A 16157-nucleotide genomic window follows, 5' to 3' on the forward strand; every position below is an offset into this window, starting at 1 on the left:
GCTCCGGTCCGAAGTTGATCATGGCCGACGGTCCAGTCCTGACCCGGCCGGTGTTTACCACCTGCTCGCTGGGGTAACGCATGCCGGAGAGGTGACGACATGGCGAATCAGCAATTTCCACCACAGCAACAGGACCCGCCGGGGCTGACCGAGCCGATGGAGCCCCGCCCGGACCACGGCGAGGAGAGTTACGTCGGCCACGACCGGCTCGCCGGGTGTTCGGCGTTGATCACCGGCGGCGACTCCGGCATCGGCCGGGCGGTCGCGCTCGCCTTCGCCCGCGAGGGCGCCGACGTCGCATTCACCTATCTGCCGGAGGAGCAGACCGACGCCGAGGCGACCACTGAGTTGATCACGTCCACCGGCCGGCGCGCGGTGCCGATCGTGGCCGACCTGAGGGACCGCACCACCTGCGACCACGCCGTCGGCGTCGCCGTCGAACGGCTCGGCAAACTGGACATCCTGGTCAACAACGCGGGCTACCAGCAGGCCAGGAGCGGCGAGGGCATCGAGGCGGTCGACGACGAGCGGCTCGACCGCGTGATCAAGACCAACCTGTACGCGCTGTTCTGGGTCACCCGGGCCGCCGTACCGGAGCTCAAGCGGCACCGCGGTTGCGTGATCAACAACTCCTCGATCCAGGCGTACGAGCCGTCGACGACCCTGGTCGACTACGCGGCGACCAAGGCCGCGATCAACAACGCGACGGTCAACCTGGCTGCCGAGCTCGGCCCGCACGGGATCCGGGTCAACGCGGTGGCACCCGGCCCGATCTGGACCCCGCTGCAACCGGCCACCCAGGCGCCGGAGAAGGTCGAGAGCTTCGGCGCCAACACGCCGCTCGGCCGGGCCGGTCAGCCGGCCGAGGTAGCGCCGGCCTTCGTCTTCCTGGCCTCGCCGAAGGACGCGAGCTACGTCTCCGGCACGGTCCTCGGCGTCACCGGCGGCAAGCCGGTGTTCTGATCATGGCGAAGCAGACCGTCGGCGATTTCCTGCTGGCCCGGCTGCGCGACTGGGGCGTCGAGACCGTGTTCGGCTATCCCGGCGACGGCATCAACGGGATCCTGGCCGCCTGGGGCCGGGCCGACAACCGGCCCCGGTTCGTGCAGTCCCGGCACGAGGAGATGAGTGCGTTCCAGGCGGTCGGCTATGCGAAGTTCACCGGCCGGGTCGGCGTCTGTGCGGCCACCTCCGGGCCCGGCGCGATCCACCTGCTGAACGGCCTTTACGACGCCAAACTCGATCATGTCCCGGTGGTCGCGATCGTCGGCCAGACCGCGCGGTCGGCGATGGGCGGCGCCTATCAGCAGGAGACCGACCTGATCAGCCTGTTCAAGGACGTGGCCAGCGACTACCAGCAGATGATCATGGTCCCGGAGCAGCTGCCGAACGTGCTGGACCGGGCGATCCGGGTCGCGTTGAGCCGGCGGGCACCGACGGCGGTGATCATTCCCGGCGACGTCCAGGAGCTCGAGTACACCGCGCCCTCGCACGCGTTCAAGATGGTGCCGTCCAGCCTCGGCGTCGACTGGCCGGCGACACAGCCCGACGACGACGCGGTACGCCGAGCCGCCGAGGTCCTGAACGCCGGCGACCGGGTCGCGATCCTGGCCGGCAGCGGCGCGCGGGGGGCCAGGGCGGAGCTCCGGCAGGTGGCCGACGTACTCGGGGCCGGAGTCGCGAAAGCCTTGCTGGGCAAGGATGTCCTGTCCGACGAGTTGCCGTACGTGACTGGCTCGATCGGCCTGCTGGGCACCCGGCCGAGCTACGAGTTGATGCAGGGCTGCGACACCCTGCTGACCGTCGGGTCGAGCTTCCCGTACAGCCAGTTCCTGCCCGAGTACGGGAAGGCGCGGGGCGTCCAGATCGACATCGATCCGGGCCTGATCGGCATGCGCTACCCGTACGAGGTGAATCTGGTCGGCGACGCCGCCGGCACACTCCGTGCCCTGCTGCCACTGCTGAAGGTCAAGACCGACCGGTCCTGGCGCGAGGAGATCGTGGCGGGCGTGACCCGCTGGCACGAGGTGTTGCGGGACGAGGCGATGGTGCCGGCCGAACCCGTCAACCCGATGCGGCTGTTCACCGAGCTCAACCCGCGGCTGCCCGAGAACGTGATCATCACCGCCGATTCGGGCACCGCCGCGAACTGGTACGCCCGGCACCTGCGCTTCACCGACAGCACCCGCGGCTCGCTGTCCGGGACGCTGGCGACGATGGGCCCCGGCGTCCCGTACGCCATCGGGGCGAAGTTCGGGCATCCGGACCGGCCGGTGATCGCCTTCGTCGGCGACGGGGCGATGCAGATGAACGGCCTCGCCGAACTGCTGACGATCAAGCACTACTGGGAACAGTGGCAGGATCCGCGGCTGGTGGTCGCCGTGCTGCACAACAACGATCTGAACCAGGTCACCTGGGAGTTGCGGGCGATGGGCGGCGCACCGAAGTTCGCCGAATCGCAGACGCTGCCGGAGTTCTCGTACGCGGGCTTCGCAGAGAGCCTCGGCTTCGAAGCGATCGCCGTCGACGACCCGGACGCGCTCGGCACGGCCTGGGACCGCGCCCTGACCGCCGACCGCCCGGCCCTGCTCGACGTCCGCGTCGATCCCGACATCCCGCCGATCCCGCCGCACACGACCCTGGAGCAGGCACTTCAGACCGCCGCATCGCTGGTCAAGGGCGACGAAGATCGTTGGGGCGTTCTGCGCAAGGGATTCCGTACCAAGCTTCAGGAGGTCCTCCCCCGCGCCGACTCCTGACCGCCGCCGAGTCTCCGGATCCGCTGACCAGGCCCTACGATGTGGGAACGGTGTCAGATCCTTCAGAGGGGTGGAGCATGGCCACGGAGGCTTCGGAGCCCGAGCCGACGTCCGGCCGGACCGGCGGCCGCGGGCGACGCGCGACGATCACCGACGTCGCCGCGGCCGCCGGGGCGTCGCGTTCCACCACCTCGCGCGCGCTGTCCGGCCAGGGCTACGTCTCGCCGGAGGTACGGGACCGGGTGCAGCGGGCGGCGCGCAGCCTCGGCTATGTCCCGGACGCCCTGGCCCGCGGACTGAAGCGCCGCAGCAGCACCTCGATCGGCGTCCTGGTGTCGGACCTGAGCAACGTGTTCTACGCCCAGCTCGCGGCCGGGGCCTCGCGGCGGGCCAAGGAACTGGGCTTCACCACGCTGCTGGCCGACACCCAGGTCCAGTCCAAGGAGGAGCTGGCCGCCGCGCAGGCCTTCCTCGAGCTTCGGGTCGCCGGCGTCGTGGTGACCCCGGTGTCGGCCCGGATCAGCGGGTGGCTGGTCGATCATGAGATCCCGACCGTGGAACTGGACCGGTCGTTCGGCCGGGCCGGCGTGGACAGCGTGGCGGTGGACAACTTCCGGGCCTCCGAGGCCGCGACGGCGCACCTGGTCGGGCTCGGCCACCGGCGCATCGCGCTGTTGATCGACGAGACCGACTGGACCACCGGCCGCCGCCGCTACGAGGGGTATCGCAGTGCCCTGCAGGCGGCCGGACTGAAGCCGAACGATGCCGACGTGGTCGCCTCGGGCTGGGACGCCACGGCGGCGAGCGAGGCCACCCGGGCCCTGCTCCGGCGCCGGCGACCGCCGACCGCGATCTTCGCCGCGAACAACCTGCTCGCCGAGGGCGCCTGGCGGGCGGTGCACGAGGCCGGCCTGCGGGTGCCGCGGGACCTCTCGCTGATCGGCTTCGACGACGCGCCGTGGATGACCCTGGTCCAGCCGGCCGTGAGCACCGTGGTGCAGAACGCGATCGCGCTCGGCGAGGCCGCGGTGAGCCGGGTCGTGCACCGGATCGGCCGGCCGACCGAACCACGCCAGGAGGTCGTCCTCGGCGCCGAGTTGCAGCTGCGCGGCAGCACCGCCCGGGCTCCTCGTTGATCATGCTTGACACCGCCGGAACGGCTCGGGTTGACTGGTCAATCCGTGGGAACGATCCCAGAAGATCATCCCGAATCCGGTACGGACCGGCGTGCCCGGGGCCGCCGGGGAGGAGCCGACCCGCATGACCGAACGTCCGCCGCTCTCCAACGCACCCTCCGGGGATCAGCCACGGGACCGGCCGCCGACTCCGCAGCCGCTGGCCACGCCGGACCGGACCCTGCACCTGATCGGCAACTCCCATCTCGATCCGGTCTGGCTGTGGCCGTGGCAGGAGGGCTACCAAGAGGCCCGGGCCACGTTCTGGTCGGCGATCCACCGGATGGAGGAGTTCGACGACTTCGTCTACACCTGTGATCAGATCGTACTGCTGGACTGGGTCCGCGAGGTCGATCCGGTGCTGTTCGGCAAGATCACCGAACGGGTCGCCGAGGGCCGCTGGGTCAACGTCGGCGGCTGGTGGGTCGAGCCGGACTGCAACATGCCGATGGGCGAGTCGTTCGTCCGGCAGGGCCTGTACGGGCAGCGTTTCCTGATCGAACACTTCGGGCTCCCCGCCACCGTCGGGATGAACGTCGACCCGTTCGGCCACGCCGCGTCGCTGCCGGCGATCCTGCGCGGCCAGGGGATGTCGGCGTACACGTTCCTGAGGCCGGGCCCGCACGAGGCCGACCTGTTCGACACGCCGTTCTGGTGGACCGCTCCGGACGGCTCGACGGTGCTCGCCTGCCGGATCCCGTACGAGTACTGCTCGCCGCCCGGCGACGTGTCCGGCCAGACGGAGAAGGCGCTCGGCCAGGTCGACCGCGGGTTCGATCCGCTGATGGTGTTCTACGGCGTCGGCAACCACGGCGGCGGACCGACCCGGGCCAACATCTCCTCGATCGAGCGCTACCACCGGATGGGCACCTTCGGGAGGTTGCTGATGAGTTCGCCTGACCGCTACTTCGACGAGGTGCGGGCCCGGCTCGAGGCGGAGCCGGACCTCGAGCTGCCGGTCCGCCGGGGCGACCTGCAGCACCACGCGCCGGGCTGCTACTCCGCGCACAGCGGGATCAAGCAGTGGCAGCGCCGGGCCCAGCATGCGGTGCTGACCGCGGAGCGCTGGGCGATCGCCGGCGACCTGCTCGGCCGGGCCGGCAACCCCGCGCTCGCCGATCCGCGCGACGACCTGACCCGGGCCTGGCAGCAGGTGCTGTTCAACCAGTTCCACGACGTGCTACCCGGTTCGGCGATCGAGTCGGCCTACGACGACGCCCGTGATCAACTCGGCGAGGCGGTCGCGATCTCGAAGCGGATCATCACCCGGGTGCACAACGCGCTGGCCCGCCAGGTCGACGTACCGCTGGTCGAGGGCACCCAGCCGGTGCTGATCTTCAATCCCCATCCCTGGCCGGTCCGGACCCTGGTGGAGATCAACTACGGAGTCCAGCCGCTCGGCGTCCACGTCGTCGACCACGAGGAGCGGACGGTGCCGTCGCAACGGGTGCAGTCGGTCTCCACGACCAGTGACCGGTCCCGCGGTGCCGTGGTGTTCAGCGCCGACCTGCCCGCCTTCGGGTACGCGCTGCACTCGCTCCGGCCCGGTCCCGAGAATCCCGCCTTCGAGCCGGTACGGGTTCGCGAGCCGGACGGGTCGACCGGCTGGGTGATCGAGAACGCCCGGCTCCGGGCCGTGATCGATCCGGCGACCGGCTGGCTCAGTTCCCTGCTGGACAAGGAATCCGGGCTCGATCCGGTGGCCGGCGCTACGGGTGCGCACCTGCAGGTGTGCGAGGACCCGACCGACACCTGGGGGCACCGGGTGGTCTCCTACGCGTGGCCCGGTGCGGAACCGACGCTGACCGCGATCAAGGTCCGTGAGGACGGCTCGGTGCGGGCCCGGCTCCGGGTCGAACGAACCTACGACCGGTCGGTGATCATCGAGGAGTTCGTGCTGGGTCACGCCGATGATCAGCTCCGGGTCGACGTCGAGATCGACTGGCGCCAGCAGGCCCAACTGATGAAGCTGCGGGTGCCGGTCGCGCTGACCGACCCGCGGCCCCGTTACGAGATCCCGTTCGCCACCTTGGAACGCGAGTTGAACGGCGCCGAGGACCCCGCCCAGAGCTGGGTCGACCTGACCGGGCGGCTGGGCCGCGGCCGGAACGCCCGGGCCGCCGGCCTGACGGTGATCAACAACGCCAAGCACGGCTACGACGCCTCCCCCGCCGACGGCGAGACGTCCGCCAGCCTCGGCATCACCGCGGTCCGCAGCGCCGTCTACTCCTGGCACGATCCGCGGCTGATCGGGGAGGGCGAGATCCACCGCTTCCAGGATCAGGGCGCGCAGCGGTTCAGTCTGGCTCTGGTGCCGCACGCCGGTGACTGGCGTTCGGTCGCGGCGACCCGGCGGGCGGCGGAACTCGGCCAGCCGGTCCGGGCGATGCTGGAGAGCTTCCACGCCGGTCCGCTGCCGCGCCGGCTGAGCCTGGCCGACGCCGCCGGACCGGTCATGATCACCGCGATCAAGGGCACCGAGGACGACGGCGACGACGGGCCGGACCTGATCGTCCGCGCGGTGGAGACCACCGGCGAGCCGGCCGAGGTCGCGCTCCGGTTGCCGGTCGCCGGCCGGGAGATCACGGCCACCTTCGCCCCGTACCAGCTTCGGACGTTCCGGGTGCCGCGATCGCCGCGCCGCCGGGTCACCGAGGTCGACCTGATCGAACGGCCGCTGGAGGATCCCGGCGTGTTCGAGACGAAGCGCGGCACTCCCCCGCCCGAGTTCACCACCGAGGGATTGATCATGGGCCCGGACCGCAGCGGCACCGACGAACGCCCCGCCGCCCAGACCCAGGCCCCGGCGATGATCAAGCGCGCCACCTGACCGCTGCCGCGACAGCGGTCTCGATCGTTCGAACCACTCCAGAGGCGGATAGGGTCCGGGCCGGGCTCAACGGCTCACGACGCGATAACGCAGGTGCAGCACGTCGGCCCCCTCGGTCGCGCTGACAAGTTCCAGGTTGCGCGCCCGGTGCCCCTGGTCGTCGAACAGCCGGCGGCCTCGGCCGAGGATGATCGGAACGAGATGGATGACCAGTTCGTCGACCAGGCCGGCGTCCAGCAGGGCCCGGGCGGCCGAGCCTCCGTGCAGCAGGACGTTGCGGTCGCCGGCGGCTTCCTTGGCCTGCGCGACGGCCGACTCGAGCTCGGTGACGTAGCGGGCGTGGCCCGGCGCGGGCTGGTCGGGAAGCTGACGGGTGAGGACGAAGACGGGCACGCCGTCATGGTGATCACCGCCCCAGCCGCCGGCCAGCTCGAAGGTGCGCCGCCCCGTGATCACGGCGCCGGTCTGCATCATCTCGTCGAACACCTCGGCGTTCACGCCGACCCCTGGCCGGTGCGACCCGGGGCTGATCCCGCCGTCGCTCAGCCAGGCGTGCAACGCCTCGCCGTTGACGCCCAGGCCCCGTCCGGGCCCGTCGTCGTGACCGGAGATCATGCCGTCGAACGACATGGACATGTACAACACGACCTTGTTCATCGCTACTCCTCGATTCTGCGGGCCCGGGCCTTACTGCCGCGCGCTCACAGCCCGTACGGAGCCAGCCGAGCGCTTTCGACACTTCGCGGGAAGATCACCGGCGCGTACGTGCGGCCTGCCGAGGTTTGCGTCACCGGACACCGCTGGACCACATGGTCGACTCGGGTCCGGCGGTCGGTCAGCCCTTCAGGCCGGTCGAGGCGATGCCCTGGATGAAGTACTTCTGGGCGAACGCGAAGATGATCAAGAGCGGCAGTGTGACCACCAGGGAGGCGACCATGACGAACTGGTAGTCGCCGTGCCCGCCGGCGGTCGGTGAGTACTTCGTCATCGCGTAGGCGATGCCGAGCGGCACCGTGAAGTCCTCGATCCGGCCGAAGTTGAGGTAGATCAGCGGGCCGGTGAAGTTCTGCCAGGAGGCCTGGAACTCGAACAGGAAGACGATCAGGGCCGACGGCAGCGCCAGCGGGAACGCGATCCGGCGGAACAGGCCGAAGTAGCTGCAGCCGTCCACCCGCGCCGCCTCGAACAGGTCGCGCGGCAGCGACAGGTAGAACTGGCGCATCAGGAAGATGTAGAACGCCGACCCGAACAGCGTCGCGCCCCAGAGCGGGACGTTGCTGCCGAGGAAGCCCAGATACTTCCAGATCAGGTAGTTCGGGATCAGGGTGACCGCACCGGGCAGCATCATCGAGGCGAGCAGCAGCCGGAACAGGACGGTCCGGCCCGGGAACCGGAAGTACGCGAAGCCGAACGCGATCATGGAACTGGACAGGGTGACCAGGGTCGCCGCCAGGCCGGCGATGATGATCGAGTTCAGCACCCAGTTGATCAGCGGGAGTTCCTGCCAGACCTGGACGTAGTTGCCCCAGACGACGGTGTCCGGGATCAGCTTGTTGTCGAACACCTCGCCCCGCGGCTTCAGGCTGGCCGCGACCAGCCAGGCAAACGGATAGAGGAAGACGCAGGCGAAGCCGATCATCAGCACCCAGCGCACGACCTGGCCGATCACCTTCCGCGGCGGCGCCGTCATTTCCGCTCGCCGCCCTCGTAGTAGACCAGTTTGTCGCCGATCTTGATCTGCACCGCGGTGATCCCCAGGATGATCACGAACAGCAGCCACGCCATCGCCGCGGCCAGGCCGAAGTTGAACTGCTGGAACGCCGCCTGGTAGAGGTACACGCCGAAGAACAGGGCCGCGTCCGGGGCGTTGCTGTTGCCGTCGCGGTAGAACAGCAGATACGCCTGGTCAAAGATCTGCAGCGAGGCGATCGTGTTGACGATCACCAGGAAGAACAGGGTCGGCGAGATCAGCGGCAGGGTGATCCGCCAGAACTGGCTCCACTTCGGCGCACCGTCCGTCTCGGCCGCCTCGTACAGCTCGCGGGGCACGTTCTGCAGCGCCGCGAGCAAGATCACCATCGACCCGGCCACGCTCCACAGGCCCATGATCACGATCGACGGCTTGACCCAGGCCGGGTCGACCAGCCACTGCGGGCCGGGGATCCCGAACAGGCCGAGGAACCAGTTGATCGCGCCGGTGTTGCCGTTGAGCAGCAGCAGGAAGACCGAGGCCGTCGCCACCGCCGGCGTCATCTTCGGCAGGTAGTAGATCACCCGGAAGAAGCCGGCGCCGCGGGTCGCGCCCTGCAGCAGCAGCGCCAGCACCAGGGCCAGCGCAAGCTCGAGCGGGACCGCCAGGATCGCGTACACGAAGGTGTTGGACAGCGAGGTCAGCACCTTCGGGTCGTCGACCAGCAGCCGGTAGTTGTCGATCCCGACCGGGATGATCACGTCGGTGGACAGGTCGTAGTCGGTGAACGACAGCCCGAAGCTGTACGTCATCGAGATCACCGTGAACAACCCGAACCCGACGATCCACGGCAGGATGAACAGATAGCCGGCCAACGCCTCCCGCTTGTTGTACGGCTCCTTCACCCGGGCAGCCATCGGTCCCCTTCCGCCTCGTGGTCGGTCTCGGCGCGCGGGTGGCTACTTGGTGGCCTGTTCCCAGGCGCGCAGCGAGGACTCCTGCGCGTCCGCCAGGGCCTGCTCCGGCGTCTTCTCGCCGGTCAGCGCGACGGTGACCGCGTTGGTGAGGTCCTGCTGCACGGTCTGCCCGACCGGCGAGGAGCCGCTGGTGACCGGCTTGGCCAGCACCGAGTAGTAGGTCTCGATGACCTGGTCGAACTCGGCGTTGCCGGTCGGCTTCACGTACTTGTCCTTGATCTGCTGATCGGCCACGGGCGAGCCGGTCATCAGGCCGGTGAACAGCTTCTTGTTCTTCTCGACCGTTTCGATCCGGGCATCGGCGGCGGCCATCCAGGCCTCGCTCGAGGTCGCCTTGATCGCCCAGGCACAGGCGGCCGACGGGTTCTTGCCGGACTTCGGGATCGCGAACGAGGTGCCGCCGGCCATCGCGATCGGCTCGCCGGCGGAGTTCTTGATCGGTACGGCCTCGAGGGACACCTTGTCCTTGGTGTCGGCCAGTACGTTGGGGTACCACTGGGCCCAGGTCTGGACCGCGACCTGGTCCTTCACGTACTGGTTGCCGGCGCCGAAGACGTCCATCGAGTCCTTGAAGCTCTTCACCTTCGGGTAGCCGCCCTGGGCGTCCATCAGCTGCTTCATCCAGGTCAGGGCGGCGACGTTCTCCGGCCGGTCCAGGGTCGGCTTGCCCTGCTCGTCGTACGCGGCGCCGCCGAACACCGTGAACCACATCGCCGAGGAACCGGGCAGGTCGGCGTCGAAGCCGATCACGGTCGGCTTGCCGCCCTTCTCCTGGTACAGCTTCTTCGCCGTCGCGACGATCGCGTCCGGCTTGGACGTGTCCAGGTCGGCCGCGGTCACCCCCGCCTGGCCCAGCACCCGCTTGTTGGCCAGCAGGGCGTTGGCCTGGAAGAACTGCGGGATGCCGAAGATCTTGCCGTCGTAGCTGACGTCGTCGACCACCGACGGGTAGTACTGTTCCCGCGGCTTGACCCCGAACGCCTCGTAGCACTGGTCCAGCGGGATGATCAGATCCTTGCTGGCCAGGGTGGCCACGATCGCCCGGTCGGTCTGGATCAGGTCGGGCGTCTGCCCGGACGCCGCCTGCGCGGCGAACTTCTGCGCATCGAAATTGGTCTTGTCCATGGTGACCGTGACGCCGCTCAACTGGGCCGCCGCGTAGTCGGCCCGCGACTGTCCCACCTCGTCCGCGGGATTGAACCCGCTCGTCCGCAGCGCGCCGGACACCTCCGTACTGAACGGGTTGGCCGGGGCACTGCCCGTCGGCTCCCGGGATCCGATGGACGGGCCGTTGCACCCGGCCACACCCAGGGTCAGTACCGCCGCGGCGGCGATCCACCGCACTCTTGCTCGGGTCATCTTCGACCTTCCTCCCCAACTCGCCGGGATTCCGGTCCCGACTACGAGCAGATCTGCAACCGATCCCACATTACGGGCCGTCCATCGCCCCGATGGCCGAAGCCGTCCGCGCCTCCATCCACCGGCGGTAGGTCCTCGAATCCGCCCCATCCGTCGGCCGTGAGGCGCCGGAGCAGGTCACATCGTCCCGTGGCCAGTGAGCCTAAGACTCTGGGAACGATTTCACAATCCCTTCCAGGAGACGACACGGTAACCCTTGTGTGACGGCGCCCCGTTCGAGCTCGGCATCGCCGCAGCGAGGCCCGGCGGGGCGCCGCCGGACGATCACCCGGGGCCTGGTCAGGTCGCCGATCAGCCACCCGCCGTACCCGTGATCATTCGGCCGGCACAGCACCGGTCGGGACCCGATGCCGCCCCTCGGCGAACTCCTCGATGATCTTGGCGCAGAAGGCGGGCAGGTCGTCCGGGGAGCGACTGGTCACCAGGCCCCGGTCGGTGACCACCTCACGATCCACCACCTCGGCGCCCGCGTTGCGGAGATCGGTCCGGATGCTCGGATAGCCGGTGACGGTCCGGCCGGCCAGCACCCCGGCCTCCACCAGCGTCCACGGCCCGTGGCAGATCGCGCCGATCGGCTTGCCGGCGTCGGCGAACGCCCGGACGAAGGCCACCGCGTGCGGATCGGCCCGCAGCCGGTCCGGGTTGATCGTTCCGCCGGGCAGGATCAGCGCGTCGAAATCCTCGGCAGCGACGTTGACCACCGCCGCCTCCACCGGGAACCGGTCGCCCGGATCCAGGTCGCCGTTCATCGCCTGGATCTCGTCGTCCTTGATCGACACCAGGGTCGCGATCGCCCCGGCTTCCTCGACGGCCTTGCGCGGCTCCTCGTACTCGACCTGTTCCATCCCGTCGGTGGCCAGGATCGCGATCTTGCGGTCTCGCAGTTCGTCGGTCACGGTCTTCTCCTCGTTCGACTTCCGGTACCGGGCAGGTACCCGGGTGGACGCCGTCCAATCGCCGTCGTTTGGCCGGCCCGGCCGAGGGGTACGGGGCGAGCACCAGCCGCGATCCTGGAGGAGATCCCGATGCTCGCTGTTCGAGAACTGATGACGCCCGAGGCTCGCTGCGTCGGCGAGGACGAATCGCTGTCGGAAGCCGCGCGCCTGATGCGCGACCTCGGCGTGGGATCGCTGCCGATCTGTGGCACCGACAACCGGCTCAAGGGCATGGTGACGGACCGCGACATCGTGGTCCGCTGCGTGGCCGAGGGCTCCGACCCGGCGACCATGAAGGCCGGCGACCTGGCTCGCGGCGAGCCGGTCACCGTCGACGCCGACGCGCCGGCCGAGGAGGCGCTGCGCACCATGGCGCAGCATCTGGTCCGCCGGCTGCCGGTGCTGTCCGGGCGTGACCTGGTCGGGATGGTGGCCCAGGCCGACGTGGCGCGCGCGCTGCCGCCGGACCTGGTCGGCCGCTGCCTCGCGGACGTGTCCACCACGCGGGAGCCGGACACGGCCCAGGCCTGATTCTCGAGTTCGTCTGGTGATCCGGGCCGCGATGCGGGAAGATGCCCACACCGCATCCGGTCCGGTTCTCGCATGCCTGGACCCGCCGGCGGTCGACGAACTCATCAAGGAGGGCAGGTTGACCGGAGGCGAGTTGCACCAGTCGCTGGATCATGAGGCCCTGGGCCTGCTGACCGGGATGCACGAGGCCGGATCGGTCGAGGAGACCGTCGAGGCCGTCGCGGACTTCGCCAAATACGCCTTCGGGGCCTCATCGGCTGCCATCCTGCTGGGACAGAATCCCAAGCGGCTCGAGGTCGCCGCGTCCACCGAGGGCGGCGACGCGCTGGTCCGGCTCGCGGTCACGGACTCCGGACCGATCAGCGATGCGTTCGAGTCGCCGGCCGCCGTCGTGGTCGGTGACATCACGGCGCAGCACCGCTGGCCGGGCTGGCCGCCCGACATCGAGCACGATCTGCGCAGCCTGCTGCTGGTCCGGCTGCGCATCGGGCAGCGGCCCGCCGGCCTGCTGCTGGCCGGGCATCCCGAGCCCGGCGCCTTCGACACCGACGATGCCGCGGTGGCCCACATCGTCGCGCGGCACGCCTCGGTCGCGGTCGCGGGCAGCCGGCAGCAGGCCACGCTCGCCGAGGCGGTCGACGCCCGCAAGCTCGTCGGCCAGGCGATGGGCATCCTGATGGAGCGGTACGAGATCGACTCCGACCGGGCGTTCGCGGTCCTGCGCCGCTACTCGCAGGACACGAACACCAAGCTCCGCCAGATCGCGATCCAGCTGATCGAGACCCGCGCGCTGCCGGGACTCGAACCGCCACGCCGCACCGGCGACGACTAGCGCGGGCGCGGCGTTCAGTGGACCAACGGCGGTGCTGATGGACGTTCGAGATCTGATCGGAGTCGCACTGGTCGCCGGGTTGGCGATCCGCCTTCGCGACGTTGCCCGCCGCACCGGCCGGCCGCGCCTTCGCGGCCATGGCGGCAGCGGTGTACGGCGTCGGCGCGGTGGCCTGGGTCGTGTCGCTAACCTTCCGGCTCACCGTCACGCGATGGAACGCACGGTGGCGACCGGCGCGATCCCCGACGGCTTCCCATCGTTCGATGCCTGGGCGAACTCGCTCTTCGCGGCCCATCTGGCGTCCGCGTATGCGGCGTTCGCGCTGCTGGGCGCGGCTGTCCTCACCTCCGGCGTCGCCCCGGCGTGGTTCGGCTGGCTCGGCGTCGGCTGGGCGCTGCTGATCACGAACGGCTGAGCCGCCGGCAGCCGCAGGTCGGTTGCGACGGCTGTGGGTTCAACCGCCGCAACCTCAGCCGGCCGGGACTCCCGGGGCGTTCCGTCCGGCCTACCGCCCTCGTACCCATTCGGGCAGGCCCAATCCGAGCCATTCGGTCACGGCTCGAGAATGATCTTGAGGCAGCCGTCGTCCTTGCGCTGGAACATTTCGTAGCCCGCCGGCGCCTCGTCCAGCGGCAGCCGGTGCGTGACCAGCGAGGAGAGGCTGAGCGGATCCGCCGGATCCTCGGCGAGCGGCAGCAACGTGTCGGTCCAGCGCCGTACGTTGCACTGCCCCATCCGAATCTGGACCTGCTTGTCGAACAGTTCCCGCATCGGCAGCGGATCGATCTCGCCGCCGTACACCCCGGCCAGCGACAGCGTTCCGCCGCGTCGCACGGCGCGGATCGCGAGCCGCAGCGCTGCGGTCCGATCCAGCCCGGCCCGGTCCAGCAGCGGTTCCGCGAGCCGCCCCGGCAGCAGCCCGAGCGCGTCGTGCGCCGCCTTGACGACCGGCGAGCCGTGCGCCTCCATGCCGACCGCGTCGATCACCGCGTCCGGCCCGCGCCCCTCGGTCCGGTCGCGCAGCTCGTCCAGCACGCTCTTGGAGAGGTCCAGCGTCCCGACACCGTGCCGGTCGGCGATCACTCGCCGCTCCGGCACCGGGTCGACGCCGAACACCTGCAGCCCTCGGTGGTTGGCGATCCGGGTGATCAACTGGCCGACCGGGCCGAGGCCGAGCACCGCGACCGATCCGCCGCGGTCGACGTCGGCGTACTCCACGGCCTGCCAGGCGGTCGGCAGAATGTCGGACAGGAACAGATAGTGATCATCCGGCGCGCTGCCGTCGATCCGGATCGGCCCGTAGTCGGCGTACGGGACCCGCAGCCGCTCGGCCTGGCCGCCGGGCACGGAGCCGTACAGCTTCGAGTAGCCGAACAGCGCGGCGCCGCAGCCGTACTCCCGGACCTGGGTGGTCTCGCACTGCGACTGCAGGCCCTGCCGGCACATCCAGCAACTCCCGCAGGCGATGGTGAACGGCACCACGACCCGGTCTCCCACCTCGAGCTTGGTGACGCCCGCGCCGACTTCCTCGACGACGCCCATCGGTTCGTGGCCGAGGATGTCGCCGGGGGTCAGGTACGGCCCGAGCACCTCGTACAGGTGCAGGTCGGAGCCGCAGATGCCGGTCGCGGTGACCGAGATGATCACGTCCCCCGGATCCTTGAGTACGGGATCCGGCACCCCTGCCACGGTGATCTTGCGCCGGCCCTGCCAGGTCACGGCTCGCATCAGGGCACTCCCCTTCTTCGTGTCTCGACACCGACCGGGTACCCGATCGCCCGGCCGCCCAAGCGGTTTGACGGTCCGCCCCAGCGGGTAGTGCAGGAATCGTTCAAGGGAAGGAACTCACCATGGCCGTCTGCGACACCTGCGGCAACGACTACCCGTTCGCCTTCACGGTGATCACCAGCGATTCCGGAACGCACACGTTCGACAGCTTCGAATGCGCGATCGAACGGGTGGCACCACGCTGCGGTCACTGCAACTGCCGGATCGTCGGCCACGGCATCCAGGCCGGCGGCGCCATCTTCTGCTGTGCCCACTGCGCCAGGGAATCAGGCGTCGTCGGTGTCAGCGACAACGCCGAAGCCTCGATGGCCTGACGGCGTTTGAAGCCCGCCCGGCCGGGTACAAGGTCGGCTACAGGCTGACCCGGACCGTTCAGCGCCGGCATCCGGACCACCTGACCGATTGCATGCGGAGTCCGCGCACCACGGCCCGCCGCAAGGAGCCCGGCCCTCCAGCGAGGACGTTGGAGGGCCGGGCTTTGCCGGGTTTGTCGCCCGTCGGTGTGGGGTATTCCATGATCATGACCAGACCGACGACCGAATCCGGTGTCCCGCTGTCGCAGGACGAACAGCGCCGACGGAACCATCCCCTGCGCCGTTGGGGCGCGGTGTTCGTGTTGATCATCCTGTTTCTCGGCTCCTGGGTCGGCCAGTTCTTCATGCAGCTGAGCGAGTTCAGCAGCGTCCAGGCGCAGCACGGGCAGCCGTTCGCGTGGGCCGAGTTCTGGCCGAACTTCCTCGCCAGCACGTTCGAGAACTGGCAGAGCGAGTGGCTGCAGCTGGTGTTCCAGGCGATCCTGCTACTCGGCGCGAAGCATCTGATCTTCAAGGTCGACGCCGAGGACATGGAGCGGCTGGAAGCGAAGGTCGACCTGATCAACGACCGGCTGGAGAAGCACGGCGAGGACTGAGCGCTCGGCGTCGACGGACCCCAGGTGCCGGGCCGACGACGAACAGGTGGCCACGGGCCGTGCCCGTGGCCACCCGCCGCAGTGTCGGACTAGCGATCGGTCATGCGATCCCTGGCCTTGTCAGCGGCATCCTTCAACTGCTCACCGGCCTGCTGGGCCTTCGACTTGGCCTGCTCTTCTCGACCCTCGTCCTGGAGATCCCGATCGTCGGTCGCGTCCCCGGCCGTCTCCTTGATCTTGCCGGCGACCTCATCGGCCTTCTCTCTGGCCTTGTCCGCGAAGCTCATCGAACCCTCCTTCGTCTCGGTTCT

The 16157-nt window shown here is 69.7% G+C and carries 16 protein-coding genes; 9 read left to right on the forward strand and 7 right to left on the reverse strand.

What is annotated here, in order from left to right; all coding sequences use genetic code 11:
* Window positions 1-99: 99 nt before the first annotated feature.
* The 4 genes from BKA15_RS06685 (at window position 100) to BKA15_RS06700 (ending at window position 6764) form a co-directional block, all read left to right on the forward strand.
* Window positions 100-963 carry a glucose 1-dehydrogenase gene (locus tag BKA15_RS06685; protein WP_179749209.1) on the forward strand — a complete coding sequence of 288 codons (864 nt, stop codon included), beginning with the start codon at window positions 100-102 and terminating at the stop codon, window positions 961-963.
* Window positions 964-965: 2 nt separating this feature from the next.
* Entirely contained in the window at window positions 966-2759 is a 1794-nt protein-coding gene (locus BKA15_RS06690) for a thiamine pyrophosphate-requiring protein (protein WP_179749211.1), read from the forward strand.
* A gap of 77 nt (window positions 2760-2836) precedes the next feature.
* The gene (locus BKA15_RS06695; protein WP_179749213.1) at window positions 2837-3895 is read left to right on the forward strand and encodes a LacI family DNA-binding transcriptional regulator; all 1059 of its coding nucleotides are present in this window, start codon (window positions 2837-2839) and stop codon (window positions 3893-3895) included.
* Between the two features lie 124 nt (window positions 3896-4019).
* Window positions 4020-6764, forward strand: coding sequence for an alpha-mannosidase (locus BKA15_RS06700; RefSeq protein ID WP_179749215.1), 2745 nt, complete (start codon window positions 4020-4022; stop codon window positions 6762-6764).
* Window positions 6765-6830: 66 nt separating this feature from the next.
* Here the strand turns inward: BKA15_RS06700 and BKA15_RS06705 are convergent, their stop codons facing one another.
* The 5 genes from BKA15_RS06705 to BKA15_RS06725 form a co-directional block, all read right to left on the reverse strand.
* Window positions 6831-7421, reverse strand: coding sequence for a dihydrofolate reductase family protein (locus BKA15_RS06705; RefSeq protein WP_179749217.1), 591 nt, complete (start codon window positions 7419-7421; stop codon window positions 6831-6833).
* Window positions 7422-7599: 178 nt separating this feature from the next.
* Window positions 7600-8454 carry a carbohydrate ABC transporter permease gene (locus tag BKA15_RS06710; RefSeq protein WP_179749219.1) on the reverse strand — a complete coding sequence of 285 codons (855 nt, stop codon included), beginning with the start codon at window positions 8452-8454 and terminating at the stop codon, window positions 7600-7602.
* Window positions 8451-9371: a carbohydrate ABC transporter permease gene (locus BKA15_RS06715; protein WP_179749220.1), complete on the reverse strand. Its 921-nt coding sequence runs from the start codon at window positions 9369-9371 to the stop codon at window positions 8451-8453. Before BKA15_RS06715 ends, BKA15_RS06710 begins: the two co-directional genes overlap by 4 nt.
* Before the next feature lie 42 nt (window positions 9372-9413).
* The gene (locus tag BKA15_RS06720; protein WP_179749222.1) at window positions 9414-10790 is read right to left on the reverse strand and encodes an ABC transporter substrate-binding protein; all 1377 of its coding nucleotides are present in this window, start codon (window positions 10788-10790) and stop codon (window positions 9414-9416) included.
* A gap of 374 nt (window positions 10791-11164) precedes the next feature.
* Window positions 11165-11746 carry a type 1 glutamine amidotransferase domain-containing protein gene (locus tag BKA15_RS06725; RefSeq protein WP_179749224.1) on the reverse strand — a complete coding sequence of 194 codons (582 nt, stop codon included), beginning with the start codon at window positions 11744-11746 and terminating at the stop codon, window positions 11165-11167.
* 129 nt (window positions 11747-11875) lie between these two features.
* Between BKA15_RS06725 and BKA15_RS06730 the strand changes: the two genes are divergently transcribed.
* The 3 genes from BKA15_RS06730 to BKA15_RS06740 all read left to right on the forward strand — a co-directional run bounded on the left by BKA15_RS06730 (window position 11876) and on the right by BKA15_RS06740 (window position 13563).
* A complete protein-coding gene (locus BKA15_RS06730; RefSeq protein ID WP_179749226.1) occupies window positions 11876-12316 on the forward strand; it encodes a CBS domain-containing protein in 441 nt (146 codons plus the stop codon).
* 118 nt (window positions 12317-12434) lie between these two features.
* Entirely contained in the window at window positions 12435-13148 is a 714-nt protein-coding gene (locus BKA15_RS06735) for a GAF and ANTAR domain-containing protein (RefSeq protein ID WP_246322277.1), read from the forward strand.
* A gap of 211 nt (window positions 13149-13359) precedes the next feature.
* Entirely contained in the window at window positions 13360-13563 is a 204-nt protein-coding gene (locus tag BKA15_RS06740; RefSeq protein WP_179749228.1) for a hypothetical protein, read from the forward strand.
* A gap of 137 nt (window positions 13564-13700) precedes the next feature.
* Here the strand turns inward: BKA15_RS06740 and BKA15_RS06745 are convergent, their stop codons facing one another.
* On the reverse strand, window positions 13701-14876 hold the full coding sequence (locus tag BKA15_RS06745) for an alcohol dehydrogenase catalytic domain-containing protein (protein ID WP_179749230.1): 1176 nt from the start codon (window positions 14874-14876) through the stop codon (window positions 13701-13703).
* 122 nt (window positions 14877-14998) lie between these two features.
* Between BKA15_RS06745 and BKA15_RS06750 the strand changes: the two genes are divergently transcribed.
* Together BKA15_RS06750 and BKA15_RS06755 are read left to right on the forward strand one after the other, a co-directional pair.
* Entirely contained in the window at window positions 14999-15250 is a 252-nt protein-coding gene (locus tag BKA15_RS06750) for a metallothionein (protein WP_179749232.1), read from the forward strand.
* A gap of 206 nt (window positions 15251-15456) precedes the next feature.
* Window positions 15457-15846 (forward strand): DUF6766 family protein, encoded by a 390-nt coding sequence (locus tag BKA15_RS06755; protein WP_218871096.1) that lies wholly within the window; start codon window positions 15457-15459, stop codon window positions 15844-15846.
* 89 nt (window positions 15847-15935) lie between these two features.
* Here the strand turns inward: BKA15_RS06755 and BKA15_RS06760 are convergent, their stop codons facing one another.
* The gene (locus tag BKA15_RS06760) at window positions 15936-16133 is read right to left on the reverse strand and encodes a CsbD family protein (RefSeq protein WP_179749234.1); all 198 of its coding nucleotides are present in this window, start codon (window positions 16131-16133) and stop codon (window positions 15936-15938) included.
* Window positions 16134-16157: the final 24 nt, after the last annotated feature.

This window comes from Microlunatus parietis, from assembly GCF_013407955.1.
Lineage (GTDB): Bacteria > Actinomycetota > Actinomycetes > Propionibacteriales > Propionibacteriaceae > Microlunatus > Microlunatus parietis.

What these genes read in the sequence shown, in the direction of transcription:
- BKA15_RS06745 (WP_179749230.1), bottom strand. Translation starts at nt 14,876, where the DNA reads ATGCGAGCCGTGACCTGGCAGGGCCGGCGCAAGATCACCGTGGCAGGG.
- BKA15_RS06710 (WP_179749219.1), bottom strand. Translation starts at nt 8,454, where the DNA reads ATGACGGCGCCGCCGCGGAAGGTGATCGGCCAGGTCGTGCGCTGGGTG.
- BKA15_RS06695 (WP_179749213.1), top strand. Translation starts at nt 2,837, where the DNA reads ATGGCCACGGAGGCTTCGGAGCCCGAGCCGACGTCCGGCCGGACCGGC.
- BKA15_RS06760 (WP_179749234.1), bottom strand. Translation starts at nt 16,133, where the DNA reads ATGAGCTTCGCGGACAAGGCCAGAGAGAAGGCCGATGAGGTCGCCGGC.
- BKA15_RS06755 (WP_218871096.1), top strand. Translation starts at nt 15,457, where the DNA reads ATGACCAGACCGACGACCGAATCCGGTGTCCCGCTGTCGCAGGACGAA.
- BKA15_RS06690 (WP_179749211.1), top strand. Translation starts at nt 966, where the DNA reads ATGGCGAAGCAGACCGTCGGCGATTTCCTGCTGGCCCGGCTGCGCGAC.
- BKA15_RS06750 (WP_179749232.1), top strand. Translation starts at nt 14,999, where the DNA reads ATGGCCGTCTGCGACACCTGCGGCAACGACTACCCGTTCGCCTTCACG.
- BKA15_RS06740 (WP_179749228.1), top strand. Translation starts at nt 13,360, where the DNA reads ATGGAACGCACGGTGGCGACCGGCGCGATCCCCGACGGCTTCCCATCG.
- BKA15_RS06685 (WP_179749209.1), top strand. Translation starts at nt 100, where the DNA reads ATGGCGAATCAGCAATTTCCACCACAGCAACAGGACCCGCCGGGGCTG.
- BKA15_RS06700 (WP_179749215.1), top strand. Translation starts at nt 4,020, where the DNA reads ATGACCGAACGTCCGCCGCTCTCCAACGCACCCTCCGGGGATCAGCCA.
- BKA15_RS06705 (WP_179749217.1), bottom strand. Translation starts at nt 7,421, where the DNA reads ATGAACAAGGTCGTGTTGTACATGTCCATGTCGTTCGACGGCATGATC.
- BKA15_RS06720 (WP_179749222.1), bottom strand. Translation starts at nt 10,790, where the DNA reads ATGACCCGAGCAAGAGTGCGGTGGATCGCCGCCGCGGCGGTACTGACC.
- BKA15_RS06730 (WP_179749226.1), top strand. Translation starts at nt 11,876, where the DNA reads ATGCTCGCTGTTCGAGAACTGATGACGCCCGAGGCTCGCTGCGTCGGC.
- BKA15_RS06715 (WP_179749220.1), bottom strand. Translation starts at nt 9,371, where the DNA reads ATGGCTGCCCGGGTGAAGGAGCCGTACAACAAGCGGGAGGCGTTGGCC.